The sequence below is a fragment of the Pseudomonas sp. SDO55104_S430 genome, from assembly GCF_054070595.1.
In genome coordinates this window covers 1-20,890 of sequence record NZ_JBSVXG010000074.1, presented here as the reverse complement: position 1 = coordinate 20,890, position 20,890 = coordinate 1, and the positions used below count along the sequence as shown (strand labels likewise).

At 60.5% G+C, this 20,890-nt stretch carries 17 protein-coding genes and 2 pseudogenes; 11 read left to right on the top strand and 8 right to left on the bottom strand.

Going from position 1 to position 20,890, the window contains the following annotated elements:
• Window positions 1–3 precede the first annotated feature (3 nt).
• From ACW9JE_RS15170 to ACW9JE_RS15155, 4 genes are all read left to right on the top strand, one after another.
• Complete coding sequence (locus ACW9JE_RS15170) at window positions 4–2,523, top strand: efflux RND transporter permease subunit (RefSeq protein WP_457433199.1); 2,520 nt, start codon at window positions 4–6, stop codon at window positions 2,521–2,523.
• Between the two features lie 7 nt (window positions 2,524–2,530).
• On the top strand, window positions 2,531–4,309 hold the full coding sequence (locus tag ACW9JE_RS15165) for an acyl-CoA dehydrogenase C-terminal domain-containing protein (protein ID WP_457433198.1): 1,779 nt from the start codon (window positions 2,531–2,533) through the stop codon (window positions 4,307–4,309).
• 18 nt (window positions 4,310–4,327) lie between these two features.
• Window positions 4,328–5,971: a fatty acid--CoA ligase gene (locus tag ACW9JE_RS15160; protein WP_457433197.1), complete on the top strand. Its 1,644-nt coding sequence runs from the start codon at window positions 4,328–4,330 to the stop codon at window positions 5,969–5,971.
• Between the two features lie 338 nt (window positions 5,972–6,309).
• Window positions 6,310–6,525, top strand: coding sequence for a hypothetical protein (locus ACW9JE_RS15155; protein ID WP_224533792.1), 216 nt, complete (start codon window positions 6,310–6,312; stop codon window positions 6,523–6,525).
• Window positions 6,526–6,531: 6 nt separating this feature from the next.
• On the opposite strand, the gene ACW9JE_RS15150 is transcribed toward ACW9JE_RS15155, so the two are convergent.
• The gene (locus ACW9JE_RS15150) at window positions 6,532–7,839 is read right to left on the bottom strand and encodes an OprD family porin (protein ID WP_457433196.1); all 1,308 of its coding nucleotides are present in this window, start codon (window positions 7,837–7,839) and stop codon (window positions 6,532–6,534) included.
• 254 nt (window positions 7,840–8,093) lie between these two features.
• Between ACW9JE_RS15150 and ACW9JE_RS15145 the strand changes: the two genes are divergently transcribed.
• From ACW9JE_RS15145 to ACW9JE_RS15135, 3 genes and pseudogenes are all read left to right on the top strand, one after another.
• Complete coding sequence (locus ACW9JE_RS15145; protein WP_457433195.1) at window positions 8,094–8,519, top strand: DoxX family protein; 426 nt, start codon at window positions 8,094–8,096, stop codon at window positions 8,517–8,519.
• A gap of 10 nt (window positions 8,520–8,529) precedes the next feature.
• A pseudogene (locus tag ACW9JE_RS15140) lies at window positions 8,530–10,130 on the top strand (MFS transporter).
• 532 nt (window positions 10,131–10,662) lie between these two features.
• Entirely contained in the window at window positions 10,663–11,826 is a 1,164-nt protein-coding gene (locus ACW9JE_RS15135; RefSeq protein ID WP_457433194.1) for a carboxylate-amine ligase, read from the top strand.
• A gap of 135 nt (window positions 11,827–11,961) precedes the next feature.
• On the opposite strand, the gene ACW9JE_RS15130 is transcribed toward ACW9JE_RS15135, so the two are convergent.
• Together ACW9JE_RS15130 and ACW9JE_RS15125 are read right to left on the bottom strand one after the other, a co-directional pair.
• Window positions 11,962–12,924: a methyltransferase gene (locus ACW9JE_RS15130; protein ID WP_457433193.1), complete on the bottom strand. Its 963-nt coding sequence runs from the start codon at window positions 12,922–12,924 to the stop codon at window positions 11,962–11,964.
• Entirely contained in the window at window positions 12,921–14,264 is a 1,344-nt protein-coding gene (locus ACW9JE_RS15125) for an iron-containing redox enzyme family protein (RefSeq protein ID WP_457433192.1), read from the bottom strand. Before ACW9JE_RS15125 ends, ACW9JE_RS15130 begins: the two co-directional genes overlap by 4 nt.
• A 256-nt stretch (window positions 14,265–14,520) precedes the next feature.
• Here ACW9JE_RS15125 and ACW9JE_RS15120 point away from each other — a divergent pair, with 256 nt between their 5' ends.
• Window positions 14,521–14,811, top strand: coding sequence for a hypothetical protein (locus ACW9JE_RS15120; protein WP_224533799.1), 291 nt, complete (start codon window positions 14,521–14,523; stop codon window positions 14,809–14,811).
• Window positions 14,812–14,834: 23 nt separating this feature from the next.
• Here the strand turns inward: ACW9JE_RS15120 and ACW9JE_RS15115 are convergent, their stop codons facing one another.
• The gene (locus tag ACW9JE_RS15115; RefSeq protein WP_457433191.1) at window positions 14,835–15,320 is read right to left on the bottom strand and encodes a cupin; all 486 of its coding nucleotides are present in this window, start codon (window positions 15,318–15,320) and stop codon (window positions 14,835–14,837) included.
• A gap of 132 nt (window positions 15,321–15,452) precedes the next feature.
• On the bottom strand, window positions 15,453–15,929 hold the full coding sequence (locus tag ACW9JE_RS15110) for a hemerythrin domain-containing protein (RefSeq protein ID WP_224533800.1): 477 nt from the start codon (window positions 15,927–15,929) through the stop codon (window positions 15,453–15,455).
• A 554-nt stretch (window positions 15,930–16,483) separates the two neighbouring features.
• Here ACW9JE_RS15110 and ACW9JE_RS15105 point away from each other — a divergent pair.
• A complete protein-coding gene (locus ACW9JE_RS15105) occupies window positions 16,484–16,777 on the top strand; it encodes a hypothetical protein (RefSeq protein WP_457433190.1) in 294 nt (97 codons plus the stop codon).
• Between the two features lie 267 nt (window positions 16,778–17,044).
• On the opposite strand, the gene ACW9JE_RS15100 is transcribed toward ACW9JE_RS15105, so the two are convergent.
• Both ACW9JE_RS15100 and ACW9JE_RS15095 read right to left on the bottom strand, forming a co-directional pair.
• Complete coding sequence (locus ACW9JE_RS15100; protein ID WP_457433189.1) at window positions 17,045–17,368, bottom strand: hypothetical protein; 324 nt, start codon at window positions 17,366–17,368, stop codon at window positions 17,045–17,047.
• A gap of 599 nt (window positions 17,369–17,967) precedes the next feature.
• A complete protein-coding gene (locus ACW9JE_RS15095; RefSeq protein WP_224533803.1) occupies window positions 17,968–18,528 on the bottom strand; it encodes an ATP-dependent Clp protease proteolytic subunit in 561 nt (186 codons plus the stop codon).
• A 243-nt stretch (window positions 18,529–18,771) separates the two neighbouring features.
• Here ACW9JE_RS15095 and ACW9JE_RS15090 point away from each other — a divergent pair, with 243 nt between their 5' ends.
• Window positions 18,772–19,026 carry a general stress protein gene (locus ACW9JE_RS15090; protein ID WP_457433188.1) on the top strand — a complete coding sequence of 85 codons (255 nt, stop codon included), beginning with the start codon at window positions 18,772–18,774 and terminating at the stop codon, window positions 19,024–19,026.
• A 60-nt stretch (window positions 19,027–19,086) separates the two neighbouring features.
• Here the strand turns inward: ACW9JE_RS15090 and ACW9JE_RS15085 are convergent, their stop codons facing one another.
• A complete protein-coding gene (locus ACW9JE_RS15085; RefSeq protein WP_457433187.1) occupies window positions 19,087–20,214 on the bottom strand; it encodes an ATP-binding protein in 1,128 nt (375 codons plus the stop codon).
• Window positions 20,215–20,457: 243 nt separating this feature from the next.
• On the opposite strand from ACW9JE_RS15085, the pseudogene ACW9JE_RS15080 reads away from it, so the two are divergent.
• Window positions 20,458–20,890: pseudogene (locus tag ACW9JE_RS15080) on the top strand (hypothetical protein); the annotation flags it as partial.

Here is a 20,890-nt window from a genome sequence, read left to right as displayed (position 1 = left end):
GACATGGGCAATATCAAACAAGACGCCATGCCGGTGATCCGCGAACTGCGGGATTTCGACCAGCGCTCCGGCAACATCCTCGAACGCCTGGTGTTCAACTTCCGCCCGCTGTTCATGCTGCTGATGGCGCTGACCACGGTGCTGCTGGGCTACATGGCGGCCACGCGCCTGGAGCTGCGTCCCAGCTTCGAAAAAATGATTCCCCAGAGCCAGCCCTACATCCAGAACTTCCTGGAAAACCGCGCCTCGTTGCGCGGGCTGGGCAATTCGGTGCGAGTGGTGGTGGAAAACACCCAGGGCGATATTTTCGACCCCGGCTACCTGGACGTGCTCAAGCAGGTCAACGACCAGTTGTTCCTCAGCGAGGGCGTCGACCGCGCCTGGATGAAGTCGCTGTGGAGCCCGGGCGTACGCTGGACCGAGGTCACCGAGGACGGCTTCCAGGGCGGCCCGGTGATGCCCGACACCTATGCGGGCAAACCGGAACAGATCGAACAGCTGCGGCAGAACATCGCCCGCGCCGGTCTGGTGGGCAGCCTGGTGGCCAGCGACTTCAAATCGAGCATGCTGGTGGTGCCGCTGCTGGACAAGGCCGCCGCCGGCGGCAAGCCGATCAACTATCACGCCTTTTCGCAGATGCTCGAGGAGCAACTGCGCGACAAGATCGAGTTCGCCGGTGACGCTTCGGCGCGCAAGGCCGGGGAGGAGGGCAAGGGTCAGTACAAGGTGCGGGTGATCGGTTTCGCCAAGCTGATGGGCGACCTGATCGACGGCCTGATCCAGGTGATGATGTTCTTCGGCCTGGCCGTGGTGACCTCGCTGGTGATCATCTATGCCTACACCCGTTGCGTGCGCAGCACCCTGCTGGTGGTCGGCTGCTCGCTGATCGCGGTGGTCTGGCAGCTGGGTATCGTCGCCTGGCTGGGTTATGCCATCGATCCGTACTCGGTGCTGGTGCCATTCCTGATCTTCGCCATCGGCGTGTCCCATGCCGCGCAGAAGATGAACGGCATCATGCAGGACATCGCCCGTGGCACCCACAAGCTGATCGCCGCGCGCTACACCTTCCGCCGCCTGTTCATCGCCGGCGTGACCGCGTTGCTGGCCGACGCCGTGGGTTTTGCGGTGCTGATGCTGATCGATATCCCGGTGATCCAGGACCTGGCGATCACCGCCAGTATCGGTGTCGCAGTGTTGATTTTCACCTCGCTGTTGCTGATGCCGGTGGCGCTGTCCTATATCGGCGTCGGTGCCAAGGCCGCCGAGCGGGCGCTGAAAATCGATACCCGCGCCGAGAAGAGCAAGGGGTTCGGCAAACTCTGGGACTTGCTTGATCGCTTTACCGGCGCCAAGTGGGCCACAGGCGCCGTGCTGGTGGCGACACTGATGGGCGTTGGCGGCTTCATGGTGAGCCAGAACCTGAAGATCGGCGATCTGGAAAGCGGGGCGCCTGAGCTGCGTGCCGACTCGCGCTACAACCGCGACAACGCCTACATCACCAGCCACTACGCGCTGTCCAGCGACCTGTTCGCGGTGATGATCAAGACCGCCCCCGAAGGCTGCCTGAACTACAAGACCCTGATCCTCGCCGATCGCCTGGCCTGGGAGCTGCAGCAATACCCGGGCGTGCAGGCCACGGCTTCGCTGGTCAACGCGGTACGGCAAATCACCGCTGGCACCTACGAAGGCAACCCCAAGCTCAACAGCATCCAGCGCAATCAGGACGTGCTGAACTACGCCGCCCAGCAGGCTTCGGTGAACTCGCCGGAACTGTTCAACACCGATTGCTCGGTGATGCCGGTCATCACTTTCCTCAAGGACCACAAGGCCGAGACCCTCGACGCCGTGGTGGCGATTGCCGACAAGTTCGCCCGTGAAAACAGCACCCCTGACCGGCAGTTCCTGCTGGCGGCCGGCAGTGCGGGCATCGAGGCGGCGACCAACATCGTGGTGCGCGAAGCCAACCACACCATGCTGCTGTACGTGTACGCCGCAGTGACCCTGTTCTGCCTGATCACCTTCCGCAGCTGGCGCGCAACCCTGGTGGCGCTGTTGCCACTGGTGCTGACCTCGATCCTCTGCGAAGCGCTGATGGTCGCCATGGGCATCGGCGTGAAAGTCGCGACCCTGCCGGTGATCGCCCTCGGCGTGGGGATCGGCGTCGACTACGCCCTGTACCTGCTCAGCGTGCAATTGCACTTCCAGCGCCAGGGTCTGCCGCTGTCCCAGGCCTACCGCAACGCCGTGTCCTTCACTGGCCGGGTGGTCGGGCTGGTGGGCATCACCCTGGCCGCCGGCGTGGTGTGCTGGGTCTGGTCGCCAATCAAGTTCCAGGCCGACATGGGCATCCTGCTGACCTTCATGTTCCTGTGGAACATGCTTGGCGCGCTGATCCTGATCCCGGCCCTGTCGTACTTCCTGCTGCGCGAGCGGGTGCCTGCGACCGGAGCCGTTGCAACCCCACAAAACATTGAAACCACTGAACGTCCGGGCGTATCGCATGCCCTGACCACTTCCGAGTAAGCCAACAATGTCTGACTACAAAGCTCCCCTGCGCGACATGCGCTTCGTACTCAACGAGGTTTTCCAGGTCTCCCGGCTGTGGGCGCAAATGCCCCGCCTGGCCGAGGTGATCGACGAAGACACCGCGGCCGCGATCCTCGAAGAGGCCGGCAAGATCACAGGCGAGGTGATCGCGCCGTTGAACCGCCCGAGCGATGAAGAGGGCTGCACCTGGAGCCCGGACACCGTCAACGCGCCGGAAGGTTTTGCCCAGGCGTATCAGGCGTTCGCCGAGGGTGGCTGGGTCGGTGTCGGTGGTGATCCGCACTACGGCGGCATGGGCATGCCCAAGGCAATCTCGGCGCAGGTCGAGGAAATGGTCAACGCCGCCAGCCTGTCGTTTGGCCTGTACCCGATGCTGACGGCGGGCGCCTGCCTGTCGATCAACGCCCACGCCAGCGAAGAGCTCAAGGCCGCTTACCTGCCAAACATGTACGCCGGCACCTGGACCGGTTCCATGTGCCTGACCGAAGCTCACGCCGGCACCGACCTGGGCATGATCCGCACCCGCGCCGTGCCACAGGCCGACGGCAGCTACAAGCTCAGCGGCAGCAAGATCTTCATCACCGGCGGCGAGCAGGACCTGACCGAGAACATTATCCACCTGGTGCTGGCGCGCCTGCCGGATGCACCGGCAGGGCCCAAGGGCATTTCGCTGTTCCTGGTGCCGAAGGTGCTGGTCAATGCCGACGGTTCCCTGAGCGAGCGCAATGCGCTGTCCTGCGGTTCCATCGAACACAAGATGGGCATCAAGGCCTCGGCCACCTGCGTGATGAACTTCGACGGCGCAACCGGCTGGATTGTCGATGCGCCGAACAAGGGCCTGGCGGCGATGTTCACCATGATGAACTACGAGCGCCTGGGCGTCGGAATCCAGGGCCTGGCCCAGGGCGAGCGTTCCTACCAGAACGCCCTGGCCTATGCCCAGGACCGCATCCAGAGCCGTGCGCCCACCGGCGCACAAAACAAGGACAAGGCCGCCGACCCGATCATCGTTCACCCGGACGTGCGCCGCATGCTGCTGACCATGAAGGCCCTGAACGAAGGCGGTCGCGCGTTCTCCAGCTACGTCGCGCTGCAACTGGACACCGCCAAGTACAGCGAAGACGCCACGGCCCGCAACCGCGCCCAGGAACTGGTAGCGCTGCTGACCCCGGTGGCCAAGGCGTTCCTCACCGACATGGGTCTTGAAACCACCCTGCATGGGCAGATGGTCTTCGGCGGCCACGGCTACATACGCGAGTGGGGCCAGGAGCAACTGGTGCGCGACGTGCGCATCACCCAGATCTACGAAGGCACCAACGGCATCCAGTCCCTGGATCTGGCCGGGCGCAAGATCGTCGGCAGCGGCGGGGCGCTTTACCGTCTGTTCGCTTCGCAAATCCGCGAATTCACCGCCAATGCCAGCGCCGAGCTGGGCGAGTTCACCAAGCCGCTGAACGCCGCCGTGGACGTTCTCGACGAACTGACCGCCTGGCTGCTCGACCGTGCCCAGCACAACCCGAATGAAATCGGCGCGGCCTCGGTGGAGTACCTGCACGTGTTCGGCTACACCGCCTACGCCTACATGTGGGCGCAGATGGCGGCGGCATCTTTGGTTGCCGACTCTTCGGACGACTTCTACACCAGCAAGCTGGCCACCGCGCGCTTCTACTTCGCTCGACTGCTGCCGCGTATCCATTCGCTGAGCGCATCGGTCAAGGCCGGTAGCGACTGCCTCTTCGCGCTGCAAGCCGACCAGTTCTAAAGAACAAGGAAACTATTGATGATGGCGACAAAAATAATTCCGCCCGCCGACGGCGCCTACGCCTATCCCTTGCTGATCAAGCAATTGCTGCTGTCCGGCGTGCGTTACGAGCCGGGCCGGGAAATCGTCTACGCCGACAAGCTGCGCTACAGCTACCAGACGCTCAACCAGCGCATCCGCCGCCTGGCCAATGCGCTGACGGCGGCCGGGGTCAAGGCCGGCGACACCGTGGCCTTGCTCGACTGGGACAGCCATCGCTACCTGGAATGCTTCTTCGCCGTGCCGATGATCGGCGCGGTGCTGCACACGGTGAACATTCGCCTGTCGTCGGAGCAGGTGTTGTTCACCATGAACCACGCCGAGGACGACCTGGTGCTGGTGCATGACGACTTCCTGCCTCTGGTGGAGCAGATCCAGGATCGCTTGACCACGGTGAAGGGCTTCGTCCAGCTGAGCGACAACGGCGCGGCCAATGCCTCGTTGCCAGTGATTGGCGAGTACGAGGCACTGCTGGCCGAGGCGTCGGACCAGTACGAGTTCCCGGATTTCGACGAGAACTCGGTGGCGACGCTGTTCTACACCACCGGCACCACCGGTGATCCGAAAGGGGTGTACTTCACCCATCGGCAACTGGTGCTGCACACCCTGAACGCGGTCGGCACTCTGAGCGTGTACCAGGGCCAGCCGTTGCTGCGCTCGGATGACGTGTACATGCCGATCACGCCGATGTTCCACGTGCATGCCTGGGGTGTGCCGTACGTAGCGACCCTGATGGGGCTCAAGCAGGTTTATCCGGGGCGTTACGAGCCCAACAGCCTGGTGCGCCTGTATCGCGAGGAGAAGGTCAGTTTCTCCCACTGTGTGCCGACCATTTTGCAGATGATCCTCAACTGCGAAGAGGGCAAGAAGGGTCGCTTCGACGGCTGGAAGATTCTTATTGGCGGCAGTGCCTTGCCTCTGGGCATTGCCAGCGAAGCCAGCGGCCGGGGCATGGTGATGCATGCCGGTTATGGCATGTCGGAGACCTGTCCGCTGCTGTGCCTGACTTATCTGCGTGATGAGGATCTGGAAAAGCCGATGGCGGACCAGTTGCCGACGCGGATCAAGACCGGCACGCCGATCCCGATGGTCGACCTGAAAATCATCGACGCCAATGGCCAGGATGTGGCCCACGACGGCGAGTCCCTGGGCGAAATCGTGGTGCGCTCACCGTGGCTGACCCAGGGCTACCTGAAAGAGAAGGGCAAGGGCGCCGAGCTTTGGGACGGCGGCTGGCTGCACACCGGCGACATGGCCTCGATCGACCCGCAGGGCTGCGTGGAAATCAAGGACCGGATCAAGGACGTGATCAAGACCGGCGGCGAGTGGATCAGCTCCCTGGAACTGGAAAGCCTGATCAGCGAACACCCGGCGGTGATGTCGGTGGCGGTGGTCGGCATCGCCGACGAGCAATGGGGCGAGCGCCCGATGGCCATGGTGGTGTGCGAAGCCGGCCAATACCTGGACCGCAAACTGCTCGAAGCCCACCTGCAAGCCTTCGTCGACGGCGGCCGCATCAACAAATGGGCCATCCCCAAGCAGTTCAAGTTCGTCAGCGAAATCCCGAAGACCAGCGTTGGCAAGATCAACAAAAAGCTGATTCGTGAGAGCGTGGCGGGCTGACAGGCTTACACCTACCCCTGTAGGAGCCGAGCTTGCTCGCGAAGAGGCCGGCACATTCAACATCGATGCCGGCAGGCCTGACGCCTTCGCGGGCAAGCCCGCTCCCACATGGGATTTGTGTTGTTTACAAGGATTTGTGGACGACAAAGAAACCTGTGGGAGCGGGCTTGCTCGCGAAGAGGCCGGCACATCCAACATCGATGCTGGCAGGCCTGACGCCTTCGCGGGCAAGCCTCGCTCCTACAGGGTTTTAGGGTGTTTGCGGGGTTGGTGGTTTGAAACATAGACGCAACAATGCCCCCGTATCATCCGCTCCACCAAATCAGAAGGGATCCACGATGAATCGGCCATCGAGAAGCATGCGCAAACTGCTCGACTCCGTCGCCAGCAACAATGAAACCGCGGCGCTGGATGTGATGCGTGCAACTGAACAGCTCAAGGACGAGGTGTTGCGGCAGCGGCTGTTCAATTTGATTCACCAGCTCAACCAGGACGCCACCGACCTGCGCATGGCGCGGGACGAGATTCAGGGTGGGGTTATCAAACTCGCCTGATCCGGTTCAAAGGTGCCCCCAACTGAGGGGGTACTCGAGGACGATGTAGATCCGGTCAATATCATCCCCGGCCTGGGCGCTGTTGGCGCGATGGCTCACGTGGGACAGCTTCATCGACAGATTCTTCGCCGGACCCGATTGCACGACATAGTGCAGATCGATATCCCGCTCCCAATGGCGTCCGCCATCCCCTTGCTGCGGCACGAACTGGCCGGTATCCGGATCGAACGGGTTATACGCGCCCCCTTGCGGCGCATGAGTACCGTCGATGCCGCGACCGGTGACATAGCGGGTCATGAACGTCAAACCGGGAACACCAAAAGCCCCCATATCCAGATCGTAACGCGCCTGCCATGAGCGCTCACCAGGGCCATTGAAATCGGCGTACTTGATCGAGTTGGCCAGATAGATTGAATCGCCCCCGACAAAATCGAACGGCGTATCACCGTGGATCTTCTGATAGGCCAGGGTGAAGCCATGGGCGCCAAACTTGTATTTCCCCGACAGGCTAAAGGCCGTGTTATCGATCGCCCCGGCCGCCGCGTCGCCGTAATCCCGGGTGTGATAGACGTTGCCGTCAACAAAGAACCCGGACTGATTCAGGTGCAGATTGGCGTAGTACTGCCGCCAGGTCTCGCTCAGCTCGGACGCATAAAGTGCACCACCAATCGGCTGGTCTTCGAACAACTGCGCACCTAGAAAGCTGATCCCGCCAGTATCGGTACTCGCCCCGTAACCCGTGAAATCTCCTTTGCTCGTCGAAGCATCCTGATTCTTGAACGCCGTGAAACGCCCCGCCTGTACATGCACATAGTCCAGCTCCCGGCTATCGAGCAGAAACCCCGTGGCGTATTCCGGTTGCAGGCGCTTGTCGGCGGTGTCGAACACCGGGGTTTCCACCATCATCTCGCCGTAGGCCAGGGTGGTTTTCGAGGTGCGCAGCTTCACCGCGCCACCGGCGCTGGAATAGTTGCTGTCACTGCGCCCGTCCGAATCCAGCGGCAGCAACCCCGTCCCGGCATGCCCCTTGCCACCGTCGAGTTTCACCCCGAGAAAGCCATGGGCATCGACCCCGAAGCCGATAGTGCCCGGGGTGAAACCGGAGGCGAACGAAGCGATGAACCCCTGGGCCCATTCCTGCTTGTAGCTCTGGTTGGCCGGGGTAGGGGATCGGTAGTCGCTTTGCAGGAAGAAGTTGCGGTTTAGCAGGTTGAGTGACGAGCCATCCAAAAAGCCTGACGCCATGGGTTCGTCGGCCAGAGCTGCCGCACTGGTGGCGGGAAGTAGCCAAAGCAGCCAGTAAGTGACGCGCATTCATCCGGTTCCTGATCGAGTGCCTATAGTCTGGGGACGCTTGAAAGAGCGGACATTTTCACGGCGCTGTCGCGGGCAGTGATTGTATGAATGTGCCTATCCGGAGGTTTTCCGCGCACAGATTTTCCAACTACGCACATTCATACAATCGCACCGCGGCGCTGCGCAGGACACTGATGTGATGTCTGCCGCGTTCCCTGGCGGGGACAAGGCGCAAAACAGGTCGATCGGCACGCAACAAAAGGAGGCTGTCCATGGCTGACGATGCAAGCAGGATGAATACCAGCGATCTCGCGCTGTTTTGGTTGCGCATCAGCGGTTGCCTGTTGCTGCTGTCAGTCCATGGGCTGCCCAAGCTCATGCATTTCCAGCATGAACTGGGGGTGATCGAGGACCCGTTCGGCATGGGCGCTACCTTGACCCTGTCACTGGCGGTGTTCGCCGAAGTGCTGTGCCCGGTGTTGATCATGGCGGGTGTGCTGACCCGTCTTGCGACCCTGCCGATTCTGTTTCTGCTGGCGGTCTCGGTGATTCTGGTTCACCCGGAATGGAGCCTGGCCGAGGGGCAGTTCGCCTGGATGCTGCTGATCATCTTCTCGACGATTTTTATCGCCGGCCCCGGACGGCTGGCTCTTGGTGGGAGAGTGTCACAGCGCTGGCCACTTCTGCGTCAACTTTGATGGAAGCTCAATGAATACGATCAATCGCGATCAAGCGATCGCCGCCGCGCCTTCGGCCTGGCAACCCCTTCGCCAGAGACTTTTCCTCAGCCTGTGGCTGGCCAGCATCGCCTCCAGCATCGGAACCTGGATGCATGAAGTGGGCGCCGGCTGGTTGATGACCTCGTTGTCGGCGAGCCCGTTGATGGTCGCTCTGGTCCAGGTGGCAGGCGCCGCTCCGATGTTTTTGCTGGCGCTCCCGGCGGGTGCGCTGGCCGATATCATCGACAAGCGCAAATACCTGCTGATGACCCAGGCCGGCATGGCGGTGGTCGCGCTCGTGCTGGCGATCTTGACCTTTGCCGGGATGATGAGCGCGCCGCTGCTTCTGCTGTTCACCCTGGCCATGGGAGTGGGCACGGCACTGACCATGCCGGCCTGGTCGGCGCTGACGCCCGAGGTGGTGCCGGCAGCGGATCTGCCCGCGGCGATATCGCTCAGCAGCGTCGGGGTCAACGTCGCCCGGGCGCTGGGCCCGGCCATCGCCGGGATCATCATCAGTCTGGTGGGGCCGTGGGCCACTTTTGCGGTCAATGCGCTGTCTTTTTTGCGGTGATCACGGTGCTGGCGATGTGGCGTCGTACACCGCAGCAGCCGGTGCTGCCGGCGGAACGGCTGTTCGGCGCGATTCGTGTGGGTTGGCGCTATGCCCGAAGCTCGAACCATCTGCAAAGGGTGTTGGTGCGTACTCTGTTGTTCTTCCTCGGGGCCAGTGCGGGGATGTCGCTGTTGCCACTGATCGTGCGCGGCGAGCTCAAGGGCAGCGCCGAGCAGTTCGGCATCCTGCTGGGTTGCGTCGGTGTCGGGGCGGTCGCCGGGGCGATGTTCCTGCCGTGGTTGCGTCGGCAGATTGCCGTGAACCAACTGGTGGCCCTGGCGAGCCTGACCTATGCGGCTGTCCTGCTGGCCTTGGCATGGGTGCCGAATTTCTATGGGCTGATCCCGGTCATGCTCATCAGCGGCGCGGCGTGGATTGCCGTGCTGTCCAGCCTTCAGGTGTCTGCGCAAACATCGGTCCCGGCCTGGGTCAAGGCCCGGGCGCTGGCGGTGTACATCCTGGTGTTCTTCGGCACCATGGCGGTCGGCGGGTTGGTGTGGGGGCTGTTGGCCAGTTGGGTTTCCATCTCCGTTTCATTGAGTGTCGCGGGCGGGGTGATGATTGCCGGCGTCGCGGTGGGCTGGTGGGTAAAACTCCCGGTGCTCGTCGCCGATGACCTGGCCCCGTCACTGCACTGGCCGCAGCCGTTGCTCAGCGCCGATGTCGACGGCGAGCGTGGCCCGGTGATGATCACCGTGGAATACGAAATCGCCCCGGCCGACGCCGAGGCGTTCAAACAGGCCATGGAGCAGGTGCGCAGAATGAGGAACCGCAATGGATCCTTCTCCTGGCAGCTGATGCAGGACACCGAAAACCCGAATCTGTGGATCGAGCTGTTCTTCGACGAATCCTGGCTCGACCACCTTCGCCACCACGGCCGCGTCACCCGGTCCGAGCTGAAAATCGAATCAAGCGCCCGGCGTTTTCTGATGCCGGGAACGCAGGTGCGGATTCGGCATTTGCTCAAGGGGTGATGGGGGCGGTGGGGTACCTGATCCAGGCAGCCCGCGTCATCGTTGACGATCATCGCGAGCAGGCTCGCTCCCACATGGGATTTGTGTTGTTTACAAGGATTTGTGGACGACAAAGCAACCTGTAGGAGCCGGGCTTGCCCGCGAAGAGGCCGGCATATTCAACATTGATGTCGGCCGGCCTGACGCCTTCGCGAGCAAGCCCGCTCCCACATGGGATTTGTGTTGTTTACAAGGACTTGTGGACGACAAAGCAACCTGTGGGAGCGGGCTTGCCCGCGAAGAGGCCGGCACATTCGACATTGATGTTGGCTGGCCTGACGCCTTCGCGGGCTTGCCCGCGAAGAGGCCACCAGCAACACCCTCCCATCACCAGACACGCCACCCCCATCAAAACCCACCAACCTTCGGTCGGTCCACAGGAACGTCCGGCTCGAGCCGTTCCTCCATTTAGAAGAACCCGATCTCACCATCCGTGCGCATGCTGGCGCCTGCGCCGAAGGACCTGATCCTTATTTGGCTCACTGGAGGAGCAATGAACGAACAGCTGAAGTTCGGAATGGAAGAAGAATATTTCGTGACGGACCTGTTTACCCGACAGATGCCCGGCAAGCTGACCGGAGAGGTTGTCGGCCACTGTAAAGCGGCAGTCGGCGGGAGCTTCGCTTACGAGATGTTCCAGGCGCAGATCGAAGTCGCTTCACCGGTGTTCACCAGCCTGCCGCAAGCCGCCGAATACCTCACCGACGCCCGCGAGGCCTTGCGCGATGCACTCCAGCCCTTTGACCTGGGCCTGATGTGCGCCGGCTCCCACCCCATGGGCGATTGGCGTACGCAATACGCCACCGACCAGTCTCATTTCCAGCAGCTGTTCAAGGACTACCAACGGGTGGCGCGGCGCAGCCTGCTCTCGGGGTTGCACGTGCATGTGGAAGTGCCGCACAGACTGGACCGCATCCTGGTGATGAACGAAGTGCTGCCCTGGACACCGCTGCTTCTGGCTTTGAGCAGTTCCTCGCCGTTCTGGGAAGGCAGCGACAGCGGCTTTGACAGCTATCGCCAGACAGCCTGCGACGAGTGGCCGCGCATGGGCGTGCCGGAGTACTTCGCCGATCACTACGACTACAACGCTTACCTGGCGTTCATGATGTCATCGGGCTCGATCAAGTCAGCGAGCGAATGCTGGTGGGGGATCAGGCCTTCAGCCAAGTACCCGACCCTGGAACTGCGCATGACCGACGCCTGCCCGCGCCTGGATGACGCGCTGTGCATCGCTTCGTTCTTTCGCCTGATGATTGCCTATGCCATCGAACAACCGCGCCCGGGGTCGAGTTACACGCAGAAATCGCGCTGGATGCTGATGGAGAATCGCTGGCGGGCCAAGCGTTCGGGGCTGAATGCGGCGTTTCTGGTAGAAGGGTTCGATCGGCCGTTTACGCTTGAGCAGTGGTTGTTTTTGACCGAGCAGACTCTTAAGAAAACCGCGAGGGCGATGGGGGTGGAGAGTGTTTTTGCGCAGATCCGCAGAATTATTAGCGACGGCAGCAGTGCGCAGCGACAGCGGCAGGTTTATCAGGAAGTGCTGACTCGTGGGAAGGGTGATCAGGAGGCGCTGTCACATGTCGTGGATCACCTGCTGATGGAAACCTGCAGGGGCAAACATGCCTGTGAAAAGCGGCCGGACAATAGCCTAATCTGAATCTGCTGTGCACGCGGACCCTGTAGGAGCGAGCATGCTCGCGATGGACTCGAGAACGCCGCGGGGTGTCAGGTTGCCAGCGTCATCGTTGACGACCATCGCGAGCATGCTCGCTCCTACAGGGGATCGTGTTTGTTATGAGATTCGGGTGACGGTCAGCACGACTGCTGCGATGCGCTCAGCCATCGCATAGGTCGGGCTTTCCAGTTCCTCACCAAAAACATCCGGGTCCATTTCCCTGTAGGTCCAGCTCAAGTCAGGCCTGTCGAACAGCGGCCAGGCGTGCTGGAAGAAAATATCGACCCCATCCACTGAAGGCGCACCCGTGTACAGCAACAGAGTGCCGCCGGGTGCCAGTCGCTCAATCGCCTGCCCAACGATCTTCACCGAAAGATCCGACCCAAGATTCTCCCCACCATGCCGATACGCACGCTGCTGGATGTCCTGCATATACGGCGGATTGGCGACAATCAAATCGAATTGCCCAAACACATTGCCCAGCAGATCGCTCGGCTGCGTGGACACGTTCTCGACCTCCGCCAGCGCGGCATTCACCGCCGTGTATCGCAACGCCGTAGGGTTGATGTCCACCGCCAGCACATGTGCATCGCGCCGGGCCTGGGCAATCAGGATCGCCCCCGCGCCGCTGCCGCAACCAATGTCGACGGCATTCTGAATCCTGTGGCTGGACGTGCGCAGATGCTCCTGTATCGCCTGGGCGAAGCGGTAAGTGTCGGGCCCGAAAAACACCGAATCATGACTGGTCGTGGGAAAACTCGAATGCACGAACAGCAAGTCATCGATGCTCGACCACCGCACCTCGCTCAGCCACATCCCGCCGTGGGCTCGCAGCAGACCGCACTCCATCAGCGTCCTCAGTTCCGACTCACGCAACAGCTCGGACTCGAACGGCCGGCTCCAGCCAAAAATATCTCGCAAATGGCGCGCCCGATGATTTTCCGGACGTGCGTTGACCCGCTGATGGGTCAAGGGCGTCACCGTGATGAAACGGTATTGATCGGCCTGCAATCGTCTGCCCAATTGCAACAGCGGAAGGTCATGCTCGGTGTCCTGTGCGACGACGTTAAGCGTGTTCATGGATTGCCCCCCGTTAAGCCGAATTGCCGGGCATAGATGCGCGTGGCTTGCAGGCCTTCGGGGCTGGGATGCAGCGCTGGCGACAGTTTGTCGACAAGTTCGTCCAGAGTCAGGTGCTCGCCAAGCGGTTCGACCTCGATCGCCTGCACCGGCTGCGTACGCCGGAACTGTGCCCTGAACGGATTCGCACTCTGCGAATCTCCGGCAATCCAGTCCCGCAGCAGCTGTTTCTCATACCCGTTGAACACCCCGAACATCGCGGCCCCCGGTCCATCGACAAGTTGCCAGAAACGACTCTGTTCGGGGTCTTGAAAACGCTTGATCCAGCCACGTTCCTCCAGTGCCGCCAGAAACTCGCGAATCTGCCCCGGAGCAGCCAGCCATTCGTTGACCGTCTTGCCTTCCAGCCGGCAGTAATCGGAATGCATGTGCTGGCCGAAAGCGCGCTTGCGTTCAAGCATGTCGACCAGCTCTTGCTCGAGATCGAACGACTGGATCACCGACGTCGAACCCTTGCCCAGCTCGTTGAGCATGTAGCCCCGGCGCAATCGGGCAAGAAACTCATCGGGATCGTCAGCCCCGGCCAGAAACGCTGAAACCGCCTCCACCGCCTTGCGCGCATGCCCAGTACTGGCGTTGTCGATGGTCACATGGAGGGTGAAGTAATACGGGTCGATCCCCAGTTCATTGAGCTCGAAAGCGGTGATCAGCAGGTGCAGCGGCAGTTGCTCGTAGCCAAGGTTGTAGCCGATCACCTCCGGCAGAAAATCATCCCCCAGGTGCCCCAGGGTCAGCTGCAACGCGCCTTGCAGGTAAAGCGTGTCATCCAGTTGATGGGAGGCCACGCAGTCGTGGCTGGCCAGCAGATTGCGATACAGCACCACATGATTCAGCGCGGGGTCGCCGTCGCCCAGTTCTTCCAGATAGGTGCGGATCAGGCCGTGATAACGCCAATCCGTCGGGTGCTTGACTGCACTGTAGAGCCAGGCGCCGTCCACCAGTTTGGCCGGTGCGACCCGCTGCAGGAAATACAATGCATGGGCCTTGTTGCCGAAGAAACGACGGGGCTCTCCGGCATGGCGGCCTTGCAGATACAGGGCATATTCATCGGCCACCCCCCGTGCGTTTTCTTCCATCCACTCGGACCACTGCCCAATATCATCCGGAAGAGGACAGGGCAGCTCGCGCACGGCATCCAGCTGCCTGTTCAGGAAGTCTTTGAGCATGTCAGTGTGGGCGCCGACGTCGCAATTGAGCGCCACGTGATAGATGGAAGGGACGTCACGGGAGCACGTGGGCGCCGCAGTCGAGTGTTCGTTGATCCTTTCTAACGCTGTCATAGGGCTGCTCCGCTGACTTTTCCTGGGTGTTAAATTCAGAGAAGCGGCCTGGACCATAAATTCATTCGGTTTTACCAATGGTCGCGCCTGCGCGAATTTCCCGCCCGGCGGCATCCAAATACTTTGATCTTTCTTTCGAACCCCGGGGTCACAAACTCATCGACAGCTAAAAATGCGTCGATTCTGGGGCATCAGGTTCGGCTCTCCTGCGCCATCTCCGTCACGTCCTTGAGCCGCTTATAAGAGGAATCGTTACATGCATTCCCGTTATTCAGCCGCTCAGCTCCTGGCCTGCCGACGTTTCGCGATGGAGCAGAACAAAAAATTGTTTGAAGAAGCCAATGCCCTCAATCGGTGTGCGTCAGAAATGCTCGAGCAACCGGACTTCGACAGTGAGAAGTTCCTTGAGTATCTGCAGCAACGTGGCAAGGCCGATGCCATGTTTCGCCAGGCGCTGGACCACATTTCGCTGCTCAACGAGCAGTTTCCGCCACTGCCGGTTTCGTCCAGGGAGAGGGCGGTTGATGGTGAGCCTGCCAGCCCTTGAGACGGATTTGCGCTGAATGAGCTTTATGGACCTTGTACGGGATCGCTGTCGGGGAAGGGCAGATCTTCGATGCGCTGGATTTGCACTTCATCGGGCGCCTTCCGGCAGATATCCGCCCGCTGACCCGGCGGATAGGCACCGACCACCAGAAAATCGTCGCTGGAGCCCAGGTTGCAATGACCGGTGCCCGGCGGCAGCAACAGCGCATCGCCTGCGCTGACATGAAGTTCGTAGCCGTCCGGCCCACCAATCATCAACCGCGCCTGACCCCTGGCAATGCCGAGTACTTCATGGCCTTCGGTGTGGTAATGGTGATAGTCGTAAATCCCGTCGCGCCATTGCGGTGGCCAGCCGTTGGCGGTGAACACTTGTTCGATGCTGGCTGCCGGGTCGTTGCCCTGCACGGGGAACACCTGCGGGTAGATCAATACCGGCAGGCGCGGGTTGTTGGGGACCCAGTCATTGGGTTCGAGCAAAATGGCCTGTGTGTCGGCTCCCGGATTTTTCATTGCAGATCTCCCGTGCCCCCTTCGTGGGAGCGAGCCTGCTCGCGATGAACGCACGGTCAACGCAGGCATTCAGACAGCCCGCGTTATCGTTGACGACCATCGCGAGCAGGCTCGCTCCCACAGGGGGGGAAATTAGGCAGCCATATGACTAGCCGCCCATTCCTTCTTGAAGCTGCTCTTCATCATCTCCATCTGCTCCCCAAGCTCATCAAGCTTGGCCTTGCCGAGCAGCTTCTTCGCCTTGGGAAACATCTCCGTCTCTTCCTCTTCAATGTGGTGCTCCAACAACTCCTTGACCACCTTCACCCGCCCGGCGAACTCAGGCGTCCCAGGGTCGGTTTCCTTGAGGTCCGGCAGCACCAGCGAATCCACCGTGCGGTGCTCTTCCTTGGCCTCGAAGTACATGACGTCCTCTTCCTTGGTCCCGGCTTGTTTGAAGGCGGGGTAGAGGATTTCCTCCTCTAGCTTGGTATGGATGGAAATCTCCATTTCAAGCTTCTCCAGCAGTTCAACGCGTTTTTTGGTCGCTCTCTCAGTCGATTCACTCAACTGGCCCAGGATGGTTTTGACTTTTTCGTGGTCGGCTTTCAGAAGGTCGATTGCGTTCATTTTTGGCTGCCTCAGGCTTCACGGAATTTGCCCTGACCGTGGGTCAGGCGTTGAGGTGTCCCAAGAGCTGTCGCATTTCCTGTGCCAAATTCGCTGCTCGTTCCAGTCCCAAGAAAATCAGGCACTTGCACAAGCCCTGTACGAAATACAGGCGTGCAGTCTGCAAGACTGACCCTCGGGAGCCATTGCAGATAGCCAAGGCGCTCGGTCACATTAGATGATTTCAAAGTGGATCTGTGGGAGCCGGGCTTGCCTGCGAAGAGGTGAGCACATTCAACATCAATGGTGGCTGGCCCGCCGCCTTCGCGAGCAAGCCCGCTCCCACAGTGGATTTGTGTCGTTCGCAGGTTTTGTGATCAACACAGAACCCTGTGGGAGCCGGGCTTGCCCGCGAATAGGCCGGCACATTCAACATTGATGTTGGCTGGCTTGACGCCTTCGCGGGCAAGCCTCGCTCCTACAGTTTGGATTGGATCAGCCGCGCTGATCGTCAGATCTTGTGAACCTATCCCGCTCTCTCTCTCTCCACTTAAAAATACCGGGAGGGCCAGAGTATGTATGCCTTCAGAAATCTGCTGACACCGGCACAGGAGTTGCGGCTGCGAACCCTGGATGCCTGGCACCGCGCGCTGGATAACAAGCCGCTGCGCATGGACTGCCCCGACGCCTGGCACGACGAGCTGGTGCGTCAGACCGATGAGATGGACCGTTTAGGCATCATCAGCTGGAGCGAATGGCGAGATCTACGGATGGAGGCCGATCGGGCCTATTTGGAGGCAGTGGCCGGTGGGGACTATCACGGCAAATCGCCTGCCTGGCTGGCGAGGATCGAGAATGAGCATCGCTGATGTAATTCCTGGGGCGCTCGGCGCAGGAACCTGTGGGAGCGAGCCTGCTCGCGATGAATGTCCGGACACTGCGGGGTGTCAGGCCCCCAGCCTCATCGTTGGAAACCATCGCGAGCAGGTTTTTGTGTCGTGCGCAGGTTTTGTGGTCGATGCAGAACCATGTGGGAGCGGGCTTGCCCGCGAAAAGGCCGGCACATTCAGCATCGATGTCGCCTGAACCGACGCCTTCGCGGGCAAGCCCGCTCCCACAGTTGATTTGCGCGTTGGTTATGGCGAAGGCCGGGCGCGCAGGCGGCGGCCGATGATGTCCAGGACGTCGCAACCGTCGCGCAGCGGGATGGCGCAGAGCAGGGCGAAGTCGCTGAGGATGAAAGACTCGCACTCGATGGAGCCGCGCATGGCGAGGTTCTCCAGGACCTGAGTGACGGCGCGGATCCGGTAGTTGGCCGCCTCCATCAGGATGTCGAGCGGGACGTGGGTGTCGATGAAGAAGGTGGGCATGTCGGAGCAGTTGCCGGTCATAGCCATCCAGCGGTTGACGGGAGGGGGCAGTGGTTTTTCGTAGGGTGGATCCGGATGCAGTTTTGTCATGTTGGAAAACTCTTTTAGATACCTATTTGAAGCAACCACCGGCCTTCCTACGGGCTTGGGTGGCAGCCGTGCACGGGAGTAGGAACTGAGGGCATCTAACTCAGCCACGTCGAAACGTGGTCCCGCACACAGCCGCCGCAATCAAGCAACAGAACTGATGCAAGCCAGATACCCGGGTTCCTACACCCAGCCACCGCTTTCACGGCGACGGGAAAAAGACTATCCCGCCCATCCAACGCCCACCAGTTCATGCAAATCGCCGCGTTTCGAAGGAAATCTCCGACGACTTTGCCCAGAAAATTTCCCAGAACCTACAGCGCGTCCTACACCCCGGGTGTCAAACCCCCGGGGCGTGGGATTCTGCCCCAGTCAGGCGGGGCAAAACCAGGGTGTAGGAAAAACAGAAATGCCCTACAGCCTGTGACGAAGATGCCTTCAGAGGTTTCCCTGCGCGGCGATAGACAACCCAAAACACCCGCTTTCTGTAGGAGCGAGCTTGCTCGCGATGGTGGTCCAGACACCGCGGGGTGTCAGGCAGCAAGTGTCATCGTTGATGACCATCGCGAGCAGGCTCGCTCCTACAGAAAGCCAAAAACCCGTCAATCGATACCCGAGACTTTCCAGTGCTTGATATCGGCAGGAAAGGTCATCTGCCGCACTTCCTGGGCCAGCCCGTACGACAGCGACTCATGCGCCGCAATGACCTTCTCTTCAGCGGAAAGGCAGTGAAAGATGTCCAGCTTCTGCACCGCATTGGCCGTCTCGACGTTGTAGATGTCCACGTACCGCGCCAAGTCGTTATCCAGCGTCGACAGATACTCGCGCAACCGCTGGTGATCCACGGTTTTCTGGTTGAAGTACCAGTTCATCGGGTGAATCAGAAATCGCGAATGCGGCGAGGTGATGCGCCGGCCCGCCGCCAGGAACATGATGATGCCCATCGACTCGATATTGCCCGCGTTCACCGCGCACAGCGGCACGGGCAGCGATTTGAGAAAGCTGTACAGCGTGAAGCCGAAACTGGTGCTGCCACCGCTGGTGGACAGGTTCAGCAACAGGGACGTCGCGCCTTGCTCAATGGCATCCAGGCAACAATCCCTGAACCGCTCGGTGGTGTTCTGATCGATCTGACAGTGGAAATGAATGATGTGCTCGGACATGAATTCTTCCTCTTCGACAACTTCGATTCCTTTATTCAAGCATTGACCGCATCGGCCAAAGATCAAGCGCAACGCGTCTGGAGCGGTGTTTCACCGGTGGTAGCATTGGCCAAATCAATTGGAACCAATAAGCCCGGTCCGCTCGTCGTTGGCCCGCCAATTTGTTCAAACTTTCAAAGGTTCTCTCTCTCGGAGTTATACGAACTCCACGAGTTCGCAATGACAACGATGAGGTGAATTGAAATGGCTAACAAAGAAGATAACTCCGGCAATTTCGCCAACGATCCGCAAAAAGCTTCGGAAGCCGGCAAGAAAGGCGGACAGGCGTCGGGTGGTAACAACCGTCAGTCCGGTGATGACAAGCGTACCGGCGGCCAAGGCAGCGGGCAGGGCGGTCGCGGCAGCTCGGGCGGCAACTTTTCTCAGGATCGGGAAAAGGCCTCCGAGGCCGGCAAAAAAGGTGGGCAGCACAGCGGTGGCGGCAATCGTAATTCCTGATGCTGTCTGATCATGTCGAGCCCCGCTTCGGCGGGGCTTGATCCTGCGTCCACAGCAGGTTCATTTGACCGGCAAGGTCACCCGAAAAATCGTCCCTTCTTCCAGCGTCGACTGCACCTCGATGCTGCCGCCGTGCCCGTTCACGATTTCTGCCGTAATGAACAGACCAAGACCCAGCCCGGAAGACTTCTTTTGATCGTCCTGCGAATAGGTTGAATACCGCGCCTGCGGATCGAAAAGAAAGGGCATTTCACGGTCTCCAATGGGTTCGCCGTAGCTTTTCACCGTGAAGCATACATTTCCGCCATCCACTTCCAGCGACGCTTCAACGGGCTGTTGCCGGTCGCCATGCTGCACTGCATTGCTGATCAGGTTGGTGAACACTTGACCCATGCGCAATGGGTCGAACTCGCCTTTAACAGCGGCCTGGGCATTGAAGTGAATTTGCCGCTGCGGATAACCGGCACGGACTTCATCGATGGCAATCTGGCAAACCGGTGTGAGGTCTGTGTTCTGTCGAGTCAGGGGTAACTCGGAGCCGAGATTGAAGCGTGCCAGGTCAATCAGGTCGTCAACGATCTGGTTGGCCCGCCGCACGCTCACCCCTATCTGTGTCGTCAGATTCGCTTGGCGCTCGGGATCCGGTTTTTTGGGGCGTTGCAGCAAATCCGCCGACATCATGATCGCGCCCAATGGCGAGCGCAGATCGTGGCCCAGAACCGCCAGCACCCTTTTGCGCGTGGTTTCCACCGCGTTGCCATAGGCCGTGATCGATTCCCCAAGCGCCTGATCGATCGCTTCGTTGAAGCGCATCATGTCCTGCAATTGATGCGGCTCCCCGACGAAGGCTTTTGCCAGCCAGAGCCTGAGCACGCTTGAACGCAGCGCGCGGTATTCCGACACCACCTGATCCAGCGAGTAGCCGTCGATCAACCGCAGGATCGCGTGGGTTTGCGCTGCGGTTTCGTGCGGATTGACAGGGGCATTGCCCTGGGATTTAGCCAATTGCTGCTGATCCGTCTGGGGCGTGTCCAGATCCAGGGCGATGGTACTCAGTATCTGCAGGGCGTGGTTTCTCAGACCCTTGTTGTCCATCGTGGGGTAGGGGGTGTTCACGGTACGGGCAAAGTTCTCCCACTCCTGCAATATCGGCTCGATGTTCGCCGTTATGAAATCTGACAGGCGCACGGCTTGCCTCCTTATGCCTTTGTTCTACAACAACATTAATCAAGCGAAGTCATTCGTGGAGTCAGCGTAGTACATCTCTGGACAGGCGCAGGGTCCTCTTGTCTGTATCGACAAATCGGACATGCCTTTCGTTCATCAACCTCTTTGAACTCCCGCAAGCTTCGCTCCGTCCTCTGCTAAGAGGGGCTCAGGGCAATGGTGCCGCGCAGCCCGACGGCGATACATCGCACAGCGAGGGACGACATGGACACTCCTGACAACAGAGCGGGGACTTCGACGGGAAATCCGGGCAATGACAACCCCGAGCAGGGTTTTGAGCATTTGAAGGAAGATTTGACCCATACGCTCGGCAGCGCCAGGCAACAGGCCGATGCGCAGTTCGGTCAATACCGTGACACGGCAGCCGACCAGATCGATGCATTGGCCAAAGGAGCGAAGTCGTTCGTTTCCGAGCTCGAAGAGCATGACACGCTGGGCATGTCCGATTATCTGTCCGACATGGCGCAATCCATGAGCGGCCTGGCTCGACTTCAGCGGCTGATCTGTCCGGCGGGCTCGGAACTTCGTGATGCAAGGCAAGTGAGATTGAAAAGGTGTCGAGCACTTTGTGGTGAGGGGGGGCCTGTGGCGAGGGGGCTTGCCCCCGTTGGACTGCGTAGCAGTCCCATCTTTTGGG

Coding starts and splice junctions, on each gene's coding strand:
- ACW9JE_RS15110 (WP_224533800.1), bottom strand. CDS start 15,929: ATGAACGCAATCGACCTTCTGAAAGCCGACCACGAAAAAGTCAAAACC.
- ACW9JE_RS15125 (WP_457433192.1), bottom strand. CDS start 14,264: ATGACAGCGTTAGAAAGGATCAACGAACACTCGACTGCGGCGCCCACG.
- ACW9JE_RS15145 (WP_457433195.1), top strand. CDS start 8,094: ATGGCTGACGATGCAAGCAGGATGAATACCAGCGATCTCGCGCTGTTT.
- ACW9JE_RS15120 (WP_224533799.1), top strand. CDS start 14,521: ATGCATTCCCGTTATTCAGCCGCTCAGCTCCTGGCCTGCCGACGTTTC.
- ACW9JE_RS15160 (WP_457433197.1), top strand. CDS start 4,328: ATGATGGCGACAAAAATAATTCCGCCCGCCGACGGCGCCTACGCCTAT.
- ACW9JE_RS15130 (WP_457433193.1), bottom strand. CDS start 12,924: ATGAACACGCTTAACGTCGTCGCACAGGACACCGAGCATGACCTTCCG.
- ACW9JE_RS15090 (WP_457433188.1), top strand. CDS start 18,772: ATGGCTAACAAAGAAGATAACTCCGGCAATTTCGCCAACGATCCGCAA.
- ACW9JE_RS15100 (WP_457433189.1), bottom strand. CDS start 17,368: ATGACAAAACTGCATCCGGATCCACCCTACGAAAAACCACTGCCCCCT.
- ACW9JE_RS15155 (WP_224533792.1), top strand. CDS start 6,310: ATGAATCGGCCATCGAGAAGCATGCGCAAACTGCTCGACTCCGTCGCC.
- ACW9JE_RS15165 (WP_457433198.1), top strand. CDS start 2,531: ATGTCTGACTACAAAGCTCCCCTGCGCGACATGCGCTTCGTACTCAAC.
- ACW9JE_RS15170 (WP_457433199.1), top strand. CDS start 4: ATGGGCAATATCAAACAAGACGCCATGCCGGTGATCCGCGAACTGCGG.
- ACW9JE_RS15095 (WP_224533803.1), bottom strand. CDS start 18,528: ATGTCCGAGCACATCATTCATTTCCACTGTCAGATCGATCAGAACACC.
- ACW9JE_RS15105 (WP_457433190.1), top strand. CDS start 16,484: ATGTATGCCTTCAGAAATCTGCTGACACCGGCACAGGAGTTGCGGCTG.
- ACW9JE_RS15115 (WP_457433191.1), bottom strand. CDS start 15,320: ATGAAAAATCCGGGAGCCGACACACAGGCCATTTTGCTCGAACCCAAT.
- ACW9JE_RS15150 (WP_457433196.1), bottom strand. CDS start 7,839: ATGCGCGTCACTTACTGGCTGCTTTGGCTACTTCCCGCCACCAGTGCG.
- ACW9JE_RS15135 (WP_457433194.1), top strand. CDS start 10,663: ATGAACGAACAGCTGAAGTTCGGAATGGAAGAAGAATATTTCGTGACG.